Origin of the sequence: Sphingobium sp. CR28 (assembly GCF_052327305.1) — a bacterium.
In the GTDB taxonomy this organism is placed as follows: Bacteria; Pseudomonadota; Alphaproteobacteria; order Sphingomonadales; family Sphingomonadaceae; genus Sphingobium.
This window is the reverse complement of record NZ_CP182486.1, coordinates 860569-872237: the sequence shown is the minus strand read 5'-3', so window position 1 is coordinate 872237 and position 11669 is coordinate 860569. Positions and strand designations below refer to the sequence as shown.

The window sequence follows — 11669 nt, the reverse complement described above, 5'->3', positions numbered from 1 at the left end:
AGGCCCCCCCCTGTAAAGACCGGGACTCAAAATACTGATCTTTGAAAAAGCTCGATTTGGCACGGCTTTGCACAGAAGTTCCGTCGAAACGGACCCATGAGGCGCGTGTTGCGCAAACGACTCGGGGCTGGCGATACCGCCGTTGACCGGACCTTAACCATGACAGGCGAGAAGCACGGCGAAGCTGAAAGATAAGGAAGCGGGTCCATGTCGCTCATTTCGATTCTTCGTGGAGATAATGGTCAGAGCACGAGCGAGAGTGCGCTCCTGCTCGGAACCCAGAAGATGACCGCGGCGCGGGCAGCGGCAACGCTGGAGGCGGCTCAGAAAGGGCAGTCGGCCAAAGGCGCTTCGGGTGCGCAGATCACTGCCTCTGCCCGGCAAGCCGCAGCGGCGAAAGCGGATGCGGACAAACCAATTGCCACATTGCTCACTGAGACGAGCAAGGCGCTGAAGAGCGGCACGCCACTGAAGGATCTCAGTAACCGCGCCCTGGCGGCAATCGCGCTGGATGAGACGGGCGCCTTCTCGAAGGAGCAAGCCGTCGCGGCGAAGGCAGAACTGCGGGGCCGGGATCGCGCTTCTCTGGTGGCGGCAATCGGCGCCTCCGGGCTTAGTGCTGCCTCTGTGGCGAGCTGGATCTCAGCCCAGACCGAAGCACGCGCAACGATGAGCAGCGAGGAAGCGGCGCTTCGTGCGCAGGACGGACGCCTTTTCCGCACATGATCGGGACTGCGGCCGCTCAATTAAACGGCCAGTCAGCGCCCCAATATGGCACATGTTTATAACTAACAAACTGTTAATTTATTGTTTTACCTCATATCGGTCCCCTCGCTCGAACAACAACCAAAACCGATTGGGGAAATTCATGCGTAAAACTCTTCTGACTGCCTTCGCTTCGCTGACCGCCATGATGATGGCTTCCGCGCCTGCTTCAGCCGCCATTACGTTCAACCTCAACAACGTGAACTTCAACGGCGGTGGTTCGCTGACCGGCACCTTCACCACGAGTGACGATCTCAGCACCCTGCTGGACTTCTCGATCACGACCACCGCGAACAACTATGGCTTCTTCGGCAATTTCCCGGGCGCCACGTACACGCTGGCGAACGCCTCGAACGTCCTGTGGTCGTCGGTTCTCGGTCTCTCGGCTGACTTCAGCTCGCCCATCTCGCAGATCGGCCTGCTGTTCGCGGCTCCCCTGACCTCCAACGGCACGGCGCTGGCCCTCTCCGACGAGACGGTCGTGAAGTGGAATGGCGGCATCCGCTTCGCCACGTCCGGCACGGTTTCGGCTGTCTCTGGCGCGGTTCCCGAGCCCGCCACCTGGGCTCTGATGATTGCCGGTTTCGGCATTGCGGGCGCGTCGCTGCGTCGCCGCAAGGTCGCCGTCAGCTTCGCCTGATCGGTCGATCAATATCCGAATGTGGAGGGAGGCAGGCAACTGCCTCCCTTTTCATCTGTGCTCGACCGGACGGCGCGTGAACATAATGGCCGCATCCGGCCGTTTCGGTTCAGGAAAGCCGGCTCTTGAAATCCTGATAATCGAAGCGGCGGACTTCGCGCAGCGCGTCCGTATCGCTATCCCACAGCCAGATGTCCGGCAGGGGCACGCCGTTGAAGGTGTTGGTCTTCACCATCGAGTAATGCGCCTGATCGAGGAACGCGATCCGCGCGCCCGGTTCGGCCGGCACTGGCAGCGCATAGTCCCCAATGATGTCGCCCGCGAGGCACGAAGGGCCGCCCAAACGTATGATCGGCCCATCGCCAGCCTGCTTCTCGCCCAGCATTGCCGGGCGATAGGGTGCCTCGATCACGTCCGGCATGTGACACGTCGCGGAAATGTCCGTGATGGCGACGGCCATGCCGTTGTCCACCACGTCGAGCAGTTCGCCCACCAGAATGCCTGCGTCGAGCGCCACGGCTTCACCGGGCTCCAAATAGAGGTCGCAGCCCGTCTCCGCCTTCACCCGGATCAGGAAGTCGACCAGTTCGTCCCGCTGATAGTCGGCGCGGGTAATGTGGTGCCCGCCGCCGAAGTTCAGCCATTTCAAGTCTGGAAGGAAGGGCTTCAGCGTCGGCGCGATCGCTGCCCAGGTGCGAGCCAGCGGCGCGAAATCCTGCTCGCACAGGCTGTGGAAGTGAATGCCGTCCACGCCGTCCATATGCTCTGGGCGGAGCTGATCGATCGGGAAGCCGAGGCGGCTATACGGCTGACAGGGGTCGTATTTGGCGACCTCGCCCTCGGCGTGAAGCGGATTGATCCGCAGCCCTACGTCGAAGACGGCGCCATCGGCGCGCGCGCGATCGAGAATCGGCCGAAAGCGGGCATGCTGGCCGGGCGAATTGAAGATGATATGATCGGACAGCGCACAGATCTCAGGCAGATCCTCCGCCTTGTAGCCCGCGCAATAGGTCGCGACCTCGCGGCTCCCGTCCGCGCCTGAATATTCCTCGCGCCCCAAGCGCGCCTCATAGAGGCCGGAGGCGCAGACGCCGTCCAGATACTTCGCCACCAGCGGCCCCAACGACCACATGGAGAACGCCTTGAGCGCGGCGAGCAGCTTTATGCCCGCGCGATCCCGCACCTCGGCGAGGATGCCAAGGTTGCGCCGCACCGCTGCCGCATCCACCACGAAGGCGGGAGACGGCACGCGATGCAGATCGAAATGCGCGAAAGCGCCCGGATCGCCGGCTCTGGTCTCCATTTCGGTTTCGTCGCTCCCGTCAGTCGATACAGAGGCCGGGTCGGACCTTGCCGTCCACGATTTCGGCATGGCAGCCAAACAACCGGTTATCCGCCTGGCAGCGACCGCTAGCGGCCGTGCCGGGGGCGGGGAGGCCGTTCTCGCCGGACTCCGCGAGGCACTTGCCGCTGCAGTCGCTCTTCGTCGTGCAGCTTTTCCCCGCGTCGCTGAACCGATGGACGCACATCAGCGTCTGCCGCCGGCCGCGCGCATCGAGGAAACCGCCCGAAGCGGCACAGCTGCGCATGGCAGGGCTGAGCCCGGCACGGGTGCCGGACATGTCCTGAGGCGCGCAGCCGGCTCCCAGCAGCGTAAGCGCCAGGGCGACCGGAAAAAGGCGAAGACCCGCCATGCTCAGAAGTCGAGCGGGGCGGGCAATTCCTTCACCTGCCACGGCAGTCCATGTTCGTTCAGCATGTCCATGAATGGATCGGGATCGAGCTGCTCGATGTTGAAGACGCCCTCGCCGGACCAGATGCCCTGCACCATCAGCGCCGCGCCGATCATCGCCGGCACGCCGGTGGTGTAGCTGACGGCCTGATTGCCCGTCTCGGCATAGGCGTCCTCATGGTCGCAGATATTGTAGACGTAGAGCGTCTTGTCCGTACCGTCCTTGGCGAGCCCCGTGGCGATGTCGCCGATATTGGTCTTGCCCTTGGTCGTCGGCCCCAGCGAGGCGGGCTCGGGCAGCACGGCCTTGAGGAACTGCAGCGGGATGATCTCGACGCCGTTGTAGATGACCGGGTCGATGCGGGTCATGCCGACATTCTGCAGCACTTCGAGGTGCTTGAGATAAGCGTCGCCGAAGGTCATCCAGAAGCGGATGCGCTTGATCTCCGGCAGGTGCTTGTTCAGGCTTTCCAGCTCCTCATGGTACATGAGGTACATGTTCTTCTCGCCGACCTGCTCGAAGTCGAACACCTGCTTGGTGGAGAGGGCAGGGGTCGTGACGATCTCGCCATTCTCGTAGTGCCGCGCAGGGGCGGTCACTTCGCGGATGTTGATCTCCGGATTGAAGTTGGTGGCGAAGTGCTGGCCATGGTCGCCGCCATTGCAGTCGAGAATGTCGAGCGTGTCGATCCGTTCGAAATGATGCTTCTTGAGCCAGGTGGCGAACACGCTGGTCACGCCGGGGTCGAAGCCCGAGCCCAGCAGCGCCATGAGGCCAGCCTCCTTGAAGCGATCCTGATAGGCCCACTGCCAGCTATACTCGAAATGCGCGTCGTCGCGCGGCTCGTAGTTGGCCGTGTCCATATAGTTGACGCCGGCGGCAAGGCAGGCGTCCATGATGGCGAGGTCCTGATAGGGCAGGGCCAGGTTGACCACCAGCTTCGGCCCGATCTGCCGAATAAGCGCGGTGGTCGCGGCGACATCATCGGCATCCAGCGCATAGGTGCTGATGGCCACGCCGGTGCGCTCCTTCACGGAGGCGGCAATGGCATCGCATTTGGAGACCGTGCGGCTCGCAAGATGGATGTCGCTGAAGATGTCGCTATTCATCGCCATCTTGTGGACTGCGACCGATCCGACGCCACCTGCGCCGATGACCAGCACCTTGCTCATCTGTAAGTCTCCCGGGAACGATTCGAAGCGCCTGCATATAGAGAGGCAATATGACAGAACAAGAATTGCCCAGCGCCAACCGGGTTCCGACGCGGACGCCGGAGCGTTCCGGCGACCTGCGCGCGATGGAGAAGATTGTCAGGTTGCCCGGCGGCAACGTCGATCGTGAGATAGTCTTCAAAATGCTGGACAGCTAGAGATGCCGCCGGAGAGCGTGGACGCAATCGTGCTGGGGGCAGGGGCCGCCGGGCTGATGTGCGCGGCGGTGGCGGGCCAGCGCGGTCGCCGCGTCGTCGTGATCGATCATGCCGATCAGCCCGGAAAGAAAATCCTCATTTCCGGCGGTGGGCGCTGCAACTTCACGAATATCGATACCGCGCCGGATCGCTATCTTTCCGAGAACCCCCATTTCGCGAAGTCCGCGCTGTCCCGCTATACCGCGCAGGACTTTCTCGCGCTTGTCGAAAGCGCGGGGATCGCCTGGCACGAGAAGACGCTGGGCCAGCTGTTCTGCGATGGGTCGGCAAAACAGATCGTCGCTCTGCTGCTCGATGAGTGCGCGAAAGGCGCGGTGGACGTGCAGTGCGACGCCGCGATTTCAGGCGTTCGGCATGACAGCGCGCTGTTCCATGTCGAGGCTGGCGGACGAACGATTGCTGCGCCCGCGCTGGTCCTGGCGACGGGAGGGCCATCGATCCCGAAGATGGGCGCGACGGGATTTGCCTATGATGTTGCCCGTCAATTCGGCCTCAAGATCGTGCAGCCGCGCCCTGCACTGGTGCCCTTTACATTGGCGGGGGATGATCTCCTCTTCCGGGAGCTTTCCGGCATTTCGGCCGAGGTGGTCGCGCGTACCGGCAAAGCCGCGTTCCGGGAAGCGGCGCTTTTTACGCATCGCGGCCTGTCTGGTCCGGCAATTCTCCAGGTTTCGTCCTACTGGCGTCATGGCGAGCCGGTCACGCTCGACCTCCTCCCTGATCGTGCGCCCGGCTGGATGGTCGCCGCCAAGCGCGCGACACCACGCACGACGGTCCGGCGGCTCATGCAGGATACGCTGCCAGAGCGGCTCGCGACGGCGCTTTGCGCGCGGCTTGGTGATCCCGGCGAGGTCGGTGGAATGACTGACAAGGCGCTGAGCGAGATCGAACGGACGCTCGCTAACTGGCGCTTCCTACCAAATGGGACAGAAGGCTATGCGAAGGCCGAAGTGACGGCGGGCGGGATCAGTACGGCTGGCCTTTCCTCCCGCACGATGGAAGCGCAGCGCGTGCCCGGCCTGTTCGCTATTGGTGAGGCCGTGGATGTCACGGGATGGCTCGGCGGCTACAACTTCCAGTGGGCATGGTCGAGCGGCTGGGCGGCGGGGCAGGCAATCTGACCCCGAAACGCGCGGTGGCGCAAGCGCAGGCTGGCCCATCGCGCTTTGCTTGACTAACAGGCACTTGCCCAGAATCGGAGAGGCCATGACATCCCGCGAGTCGACCAGCCTACGCGCTCTTCCGGAAGAGCGCCTCGACGGGCAGCAGCGCAGCTTAAGCGACAAGGCCTATACGCTGGCATTCGGAGCGATCGGCTGGCCCTGGCTGCTTTACAGTCTCTGGGGCGGCACGAAGGCGAGCAAGGCGCGGCTGCTGGACCGCGTTGGTCTCGAAGCGGATGCGCTGCCGCATCTGGGTAGCTGGAAGGCTGACACCGGCTTTCTCCACCGTATCGTCGATGCCGTCGAGGAGCTGCGGCCCCGCACAGTCGTGGAGCTCGGGGCAGGCGCGTCCAGCCTGATTTGCGGCAAGGCGCTGCAGGCCAATGGCGGCGGGCGCCTCGTCAGTTATGACCAACATGCCGGCTTCGTCACCGCGACTGCTCAGTGGCTCGCCGATCACGGCGTCGCGGCGGATCTGCGTCATGCGCCTCTCGCCCGGTCCGTTCCGGGATGGCCGGGCCTGTGGTATGATCTGCGCGATATTCCCGAAACGATTGACCTGCTCATCATCGATGGTCCTCCATGGGCCGTACACCCCTTTGTGCGCGGTGCGGCCGAGTGCCTGTTCGATCGGCTTTCTCCGGGCGGGATGATTCTTCTCGACGATGCCGCCCGGCCGGGAGAACGCATCGTCGCGCGGCGTTGGCGCCAGCAATATCCCGGTTTTTCATTCGAGCGTCTGGGCGGCAGCACCAAGGGCACGCTTGTCGGGCGCAAGCCGCGCGGGCCGGGCGAGGTTATTCCTTTCCCTCAAGGCGGGAGGCGGCGTGGCCGGAGTGGCTCCTGGCGGCGCGCGGCGGCTATTCTTGTATTGATGGCGACGGGCTGGGTCGCGCGCGATATTGCCGGCGGTGTTTCGCAACCGGCCGAGGCGGCATCCTTCGTCGATGAGGCAAGCGCCTCCTATGGTGCGAGCATGGCGCGGCAGAAAATGGGTCTGCAATCGCGGGACACGATACTCGATCGCGCTGAAATTGGCAGAACGACGGGGATCGATCTGCCCGGCGTTCCGAAGGGTTGGCACGTCGCGGACGTTCAGGTCTATCCGGCGGGTACGGGCATTTCCGTCGCGCTCGTGTTGCGGACGGAGCGCGGCGAACTGGTCTCGCTGTTTGCTTCGCGAGCAGAAACGCCAGCCGAGGGCCTTCCCTTGCTCGCCCAGCGGCAGGAGCGGGCGGTCGCTTATTGGGAGGCAGGTCCATTTGCTTATGCCGTAACGGCGGAACTTCCCGCTGCGCGGCTTCTCGCGATTGCCGCCCAGGTCGCCGGGAACGGAGCCGATCGCCCGGTCTGAACCGCGCGACTGTCACCAATCCGCAATCGCATCGTCACGGCAGGGACATCGCCCTCCGCTAGCGCACCCACAGCCCGGACGACCGGGCGCCGGACAACCGGAGGGACGCAACTTGGCTCATGTGATCGATCGCGCCGTCATCAACACCCACGGCATCAGCAAGGAGAGCCTGCTCGAGCGCGCCTTCGCTTTCGCTTTTCGCGGCCTCGTCTACGCACAGATCTGGGAAGACCCAGTCGTAGACATGGAAGCGCTGGCGATCACGCCGCAGAGCCATGTCGTCACGATTGCGAGCGGCGGCTGCAATATGCTCTCCTATCTCACGGCCGATCCGGCGCGGATCACGGCGGTCGACCTCAACACCGCGCATATCGCTCTGGGCCGGCTGAAACAGGCCGCCGCCCAGCGTCTGCCAGACTATGCCGCCTTCCACCGCTTCTTCGCCGACGCAAGCAGTGCGGAGAATATTGCCGCATATCGCGCATATATCGGGCCGCATCTCGATGAGACGAGCCTGCGCTACTGGGAGGGGCGCGATCTCGTCGGCCGCCGCCGCATCGATATGTTCCGGCGGGGTGCCTATAAGCGGGGGCTGCTCGGCGGTTTCATCGGCGCGGCGCATCTGCTGGCCAAGGCCTATCGCATCGATCCGCGCGCGCTGCTGGAGGCGCGCGACATGGCCGAGCAGCGCCGCATCTTCGATCAGCAATTTGCGCCGCTCTTCGACAAGAAGTTCGTGCGCTGGCTGACCGATCAGCCGGCCTCGCTCTTCGGTCTCGGTATTCCACCTGCGCAATATGGCGTGCTGGCAGGCGAGGAGAAAATGGTCGGCGTGCTCCGCGCCCGGCTGGAACGGCTTGCCTGCGGCCATGACCTCAAGACCAACTATTTCGCCTGGCAGGCCTTCGGGCGCCGCTACGGCCGGGACGAAGGCGCACCACTGCCCCCTTATCTAGAAGCCGCGCATTACGAGACGGTTCGCTCGCGCGCCTACCGGGTCGAGATGGCACATGCCAACATGACCGACTGGCTCGCCGCGCAGCCTGCCGCCAGCGCCGACCGCTATGTGCTGCTCGACGCGCAGGACTGGATGAGCGATGCGCAGCTGAACGCCCTATGGAGCGAGATCACCCGCACGGCCCGGCCCGGTGCGCGCGTGCTCTTCCGCACTGCCGCCGAGCCCAGCCTGCTGCCGGGGCGTCTCGATCCGACGCTGCTCGGGCGCTGGCACTATCACGAGGCGGACTCGCTCCGGTTCACCGAACAGGACCGCTCCGCCATTTATGGCGGTGTCCACCTCTACTCGCTGACCGACTAAGCGATGGCCACCGCCGCCGTGATCGACCACGCTGCCCGCATGGACGCGCAATATGGCTGGCAGCGCCATATCTATGATCTCACGCGCAAATATTATCTGCTGGGGCGGGATCGGCTGATCCGCAGGCTGGACGTGCCATCTGGCGGGTCAGTGCTGGAGATCGGCTGCGGCACCGGGCGCAATCTTGCGCTTGTCGCGCGCCGATACCCGGAGGCGCGGCTCTTCGGCCTCGATATTTCGGCCGAGATGCTCAAGCATGCGCTGCGTCAGGTCTCCGGCGCGCGTCTGGCCCGCGCGGACGCCACGCATTTCGATGCGCATGCGCTCTTCGGCCAGAGGCAGTTCGACCGGGTGTTCATCAGCTACAGCCTCTCAATGATCCCCGGCTGGGAACAAGCGCTCGATCAGGCGGCCCGCTGCGTGTCGCCCGGCGGGTCGCTTCACATCGTCGATTTCGGTCGGCAGGAGGGCCTGCCGCGCTGGTTCCGTGCGCTGCTCTTCGCATGGCTCGGGCGTTTCCACGTCACACCACGCGCGGCGCTCCCGGTCGTGTTGGACGATGTGGCGCAGTATCTGGGCCTCACTCTGGAGGTCAGGTCGCTCTATCGCGGATATGCGGTCGAGGCCCGCCTCAGCGCGTCGCGCTGAAAGCAAAGTCGATATCGACGGCGCCGGCAATCGAGTCGGTCGTGGCCCATTCGCCCGATCCCACGCCGAAGCTGGTGCGATCGATCCGGCTGGTGCCCGAGACAGTCGCCTTGTCGCCCACGATCTTCAGCGTGAAGCGCACCGTCGTGGGCTTGCTCACCCCATGCAGATTGAGCGTGCCCGCCGCCTCGTATCGCTCACCGGAAAGGTGGCGGATGCTGCGCGAGGTGAAAGTCGCACGCGGATGCACGCCAGTGTCGAAGAAATCGCTGCCGGTGAGCGAGCTGTCGCGCTGGCTGTCCGCCGTATCGACGGAGCCGAGATCGATCGTCACCCGGATCGTCGACCCCGCCAGATCGTCCGGGCTGAAGCGGATCGCGGCCTGCCAGCTCTTGAAGCTGCCTTTCACTGCATCGCCATTCCAACGCGCAGTAAAGCCGAGCCGGCCACCGGAGGAGACGGCCCAGTTGGCGAGCGGCTGCTTGGGTGCTTCTGCCACATTGGCTGCGGCGGTGTTGGTGGCCGTCGCCGCCTCGTTGAGGGCAATCGCTGCGTTCTCCACGGCATTGGCAGCGCTATCATTCATCGCGTTGTCCGCGGCATTGCCGGGCGCAGCCATCGCCTCCTCTGACTTGGGTTTGTCGGGATAGATGGTCTTGGCGACAAACATGGCGGCGATCACCAGCGCCACTGCGCCGATTGCCACGCCGACCGCACGACCCCGCGCGAAGGGGATCATCCGCTGCAGCTCCGGTTTTCCCAGCAGCCACTGATGGCGCAGCGCACCCGCGACATGCATGAGGAATAGGACAATCGCCAGCCAGGCCATTGCGCTGTGCGCGGCTTCCGCCGGGCCATGCAAAGGGCGACCAACCGGCAGATGAGGGAGGGGTATTGCGCCAAAGAGAAGCGTGGGCACCTGGACGCGGGCGGTCGAGACGATGATCCAGCCCGTGATCGGCCCGGCGATCATCACCACATAGAACAGCGCATGGACGAGGCCAGCGAGGGCATGTGCCCAGGGTGGGCCTTCGCTGGGTGCCGGTCGCGGTACGGTGAAGCGGATGGCGAGCCGGACGAGGCTCAGCACCAGAATGAGGATGCCGACCGACTTGTGAAGCTGGAAGCGGGCGAAAAGCTCGGCGGTGTTCGGCCCCTCCATCGTCCAGCCGAGCGAGATCTGGAAAGCGAGGAGCAGCGCGAGCGCCCAATGCAGCGCAATCGCGGCAGTACTGTATCTCTGTGGCTGCATGACGGCTCGCTCTCCCCCTAGAAAGTCGCTAGCCGATCCTGCCTCGGCTCAGGCTGCTTGCGCAAGCTCCAGATCGAGCCTGTCCCAAATTTCCACCAGCGCGCTGACCAGCTCACGCATCATCTCTTCGCTGTGCGCAGGACCGGGCGTGAATCGCAGCCGCTCGGTGCCGCGCGGTACGGTGGGGAAATTGATGGGCTGCACATACACGCCATATTCGGCCAGCAAGATATCACTGATTTTCTTCGCTTTTACCGGATCTCCAACCATCAGCGGCACGATATGCGTGACGGACGGCATGACCGGCAGGCCGTTGTTGGCCATCTCCGCCTTTAGGAAAGCCGCTGCCGCCTGTTGGGCGTCGCGCTCTACCTGACTGGACTTAAGGTGACGAACGCTCGCCAGCACGCCGGCAACGAGCACCGGAGCGAGCGAGGTGGTGAAAATGAAGCCGGGCGCATAGCTGCGGATCACATCGACGATCACCTTGTCCGCCGTGATGTAGCCGCCCATGACGCCGAACGCCTTGCCCAGCGTACCCTCAATGATCGTCACGCGATGTGCGACCTTGTCCCGCTCAGTGATGCCGCCGCCGCGCGGACCATACATGCCGACCGCATGAACTTCATCGCAATAGGTGAGCGCGTTGAACTCGTCCGCCAGATCGCAGATCTCCGCGATCGGCGCGACGTCGCCGTCCATCGAATAGACGCTCTCGAAAGCAATGAGCTTGGGCGCTTCCGGGTCGGCCTCGGCCAGCAACTCGCGCAGATGAGCGAGGTCATTGTGACGGAAGACCCGCTTCTCGCAGCCCGAATTGCGGATGCCCGCGATCATCGAGGCATGGTTGAGCTCGTCGGAAAAGATGATGCAGCCCGGCAACAGCTTGCCCAGCGTGGCGAGTGCCGCTTCGTTGGAAACATAGCCGGACGTGAAGAGCAGGGCGCCTTCCTTGCCGTGCAGATCGGCGAGCTCGGCCTCTAGGTCGACGTGATAATGGGTGTTGCCACCGATGTTGCGCGTGCCGCCCGAGCCGGCGCCGACATCGTGCAGCGCCTCTTCCATCGCGGCGATCACCTTGGGATGCTGGCCCATGGCGAGATAATCGTTGGAACACCACACTGCGATCGGCTTTGGACCGTTGTGGCCATGAAAGCAGCGGGCGTTGGGATAGGCGCCCTTGTTCCGTAGAATGTCGATGAAGACGCGGTAGCGACCTTCGCCATGGAGGCGCTCGATCGCCTGTGTGAAGATATGCTGATAATTCACTTCAGTACCCTGCACCCGCTCTTTTGCCGCGCATTTAACCGCCCGAGGGCCCGAAAGCCACTGATAACGGCTCGCAACTTTGCCTTGAGTGTTCATGT

General features: G+C 64.0%; 11 protein-coding genes and 1 pseudogene. 7 read left to right on the top strand and 5 right to left on the bottom strand.

Annotated features, from left to right (window positions below):
* Nucleotides 1-207: 207 nt before the first annotated feature.
* Together ACNAOH_RS04090 and ACNAOH_RS04085 are read left to right on the top strand one after the other, a co-directional pair.
* A complete protein-coding gene (locus tag ACNAOH_RS04090; protein ID WP_443971494.1) occupies nt 208-726 on the top strand; it encodes a hypothetical protein in 519 nt (172 codons plus the stop codon).
* 571 nt (nt 727-1297) lie between these two features.
* Nucleotides 1298-1405: pseudogene (locus ACNAOH_RS04085) on the top strand (PEPxxWA-CTERM sorting domain-containing protein); the annotation flags it as partial.
* Between the two features lie 109 nt (nt 1406-1514).
* On the opposite strand, the gene ACNAOH_RS04080 reads toward ACNAOH_RS04085, so the two are convergent.
* The 3 genes from ACNAOH_RS04080 to ACNAOH_RS04070 are packed head-to-tail and all read right to left on the bottom strand — an operon-like array spanning nt 1515 to nt 4310.
* On the bottom strand, nt 1515-2708 hold the full coding sequence (locus ACNAOH_RS04080) for a carboxynorspermidine decarboxylase (protein ID WP_443971493.1): 1194 nt from the start codon (nt 2706-2708) through the stop codon (nt 1515-1517).
* A gap of 19 nt (nt 2709-2727) precedes the next feature.
* Nucleotides 2728-3099, bottom strand: coding sequence for a hypothetical protein (locus tag ACNAOH_RS04075; RefSeq protein ID WP_443971492.1), 372 nt, complete (start codon nt 3097-3099; stop codon nt 2728-2730).
* Nucleotides 3100-3101: 2 nt separating this feature from the next.
* On the bottom strand, nt 3102-4310 hold the full coding sequence (locus tag ACNAOH_RS04070; RefSeq protein ID WP_443971491.1) for a saccharopine dehydrogenase family protein: 1209 nt from the start codon (nt 4308-4310) through the stop codon (nt 3102-3104).
* Between the two features lie 50 nt (nt 4311-4360).
* Between ACNAOH_RS04070 and ACNAOH_RS04065 the strand changes: the two genes are divergently transcribed.
* The 5 genes from ACNAOH_RS04065 to ACNAOH_RS04045 all read left to right on the top strand — a co-directional run bounded on the left by ACNAOH_RS04065 (nt 4361) and on the right by ACNAOH_RS04045 (nt 9050).
* Nucleotides 4361-4507: a hypothetical protein gene (locus ACNAOH_RS04065; protein ID WP_443971490.1), complete on the top strand. Its 147-nt coding sequence runs from the start codon at nt 4361-4363 to the stop codon at nt 4505-4507.
* Between the two features lie 2 nt (nt 4508-4509).
* A complete protein-coding gene (locus ACNAOH_RS04060; protein ID WP_443971489.1) occupies nt 4510-5688 on the top strand; it encodes an NAD(P)/FAD-dependent oxidoreductase in 1179 nt (392 codons plus the stop codon).
* Nucleotides 5689-5773: 85 nt separating this feature from the next.
* Nucleotides 5774-7084 (top strand): class I SAM-dependent methyltransferase, encoded by a 1311-nt coding sequence (locus ACNAOH_RS04055; RefSeq protein ID WP_443971488.1) that lies wholly within the window; start codon nt 5774-5776, stop codon nt 7082-7084.
* Between the two features lie 112 nt (nt 7085-7196).
* Nucleotides 7197-8402: a DUF3419 family protein gene (locus ACNAOH_RS04050; protein ID WP_443971487.1), complete on the top strand. Its 1206-nt coding sequence runs from the start codon at nt 7197-7199 to the stop codon at nt 8400-8402.
* Nucleotides 8403-8405: 3 nt separating this feature from the next.
* Nucleotides 8406-9050 (top strand): class I SAM-dependent methyltransferase, encoded by a 645-nt coding sequence (locus ACNAOH_RS04045; protein ID WP_443971486.1) that lies wholly within the window; start codon nt 8406-8408, stop codon nt 9048-9050.
* Here the strand turns inward: ACNAOH_RS04045 and ACNAOH_RS04040 are convergent.
* Both ACNAOH_RS04040 and hemA read right to left on the bottom strand, forming a co-directional pair.
* Complete coding sequence (locus ACNAOH_RS04040) at nt 9034-10302, bottom strand: YceI family protein (RefSeq protein WP_443971485.1); 1269 nt, start codon at nt 10300-10302, stop codon at nt 9034-9036. The genes ACNAOH_RS04045 and ACNAOH_RS04040 overlap by 17 nt on opposite strands.
* Nucleotides 10303-10350: 48 nt before the next feature.
* Nucleotides 10351-11571: a 5-aminolevulinate synthase gene (gene hemA, locus ACNAOH_RS04035; protein WP_443972040.1), complete on the bottom strand. Its 1221-nt coding sequence runs from the start codon at nt 11569-11571 to the stop codon at nt 10351-10353.
* Nucleotides 11572-11669: the final 98 nt, after the last annotated feature.

Coding starts and splice junctions, on each gene's coding strand:
- ACNAOH_RS04060 (WP_443971489.1), top strand. CDS start 4,510: ATGCCGCCGGAGAGCGTGGACGCAATCGTGCTGGGGGCAGGGGCCGCC.
- ACNAOH_RS04055 (WP_443971488.1), top strand. CDS start 5,774: ATGACATCCCGCGAGTCGACCAGCCTACGCGCTCTTCCGGAAGAGCGC.
- ACNAOH_RS04040 (WP_443971485.1), bottom strand. CDS start 10,302: ATGCAGCCACAGAGATACAGTACTGCCGCGATTGCGCTGCATTGGGCG.
- ACNAOH_RS04075 (WP_443971492.1), bottom strand. CDS start 3,099: ATGGCGGGTCTTCGCCTTTTTCCGGTCGCCCTGGCGCTTACGCTGCTG.
- ACNAOH_RS04065 (WP_443971490.1), top strand. CDS start 4,361: ATGACAGAACAAGAATTGCCCAGCGCCAACCGGGTTCCGACGCGGACG.
- ACNAOH_RS04070 (WP_443971491.1), bottom strand. CDS start 4,310: ATGAGCAAGGTGCTGGTCATCGGCGCAGGTGGCGTCGGATCGGTCGCA.
- ACNAOH_RS04090 (WP_443971494.1), top strand. CDS start 208: ATGTCGCTCATTTCGATTCTTCGTGGAGATAATGGTCAGAGCACGAGC.
- ACNAOH_RS04045 (WP_443971486.1), top strand. CDS start 8,406: ATGGCCACCGCCGCCGTGATCGACCACGCTGCCCGCATGGACGCGCAA.
- ACNAOH_RS04080 (WP_443971493.1), bottom strand. CDS start 2,708: ATGGAGACCAGAGCCGGCGATCCGGGCGCTTTCGCGCATTTCGATCTG.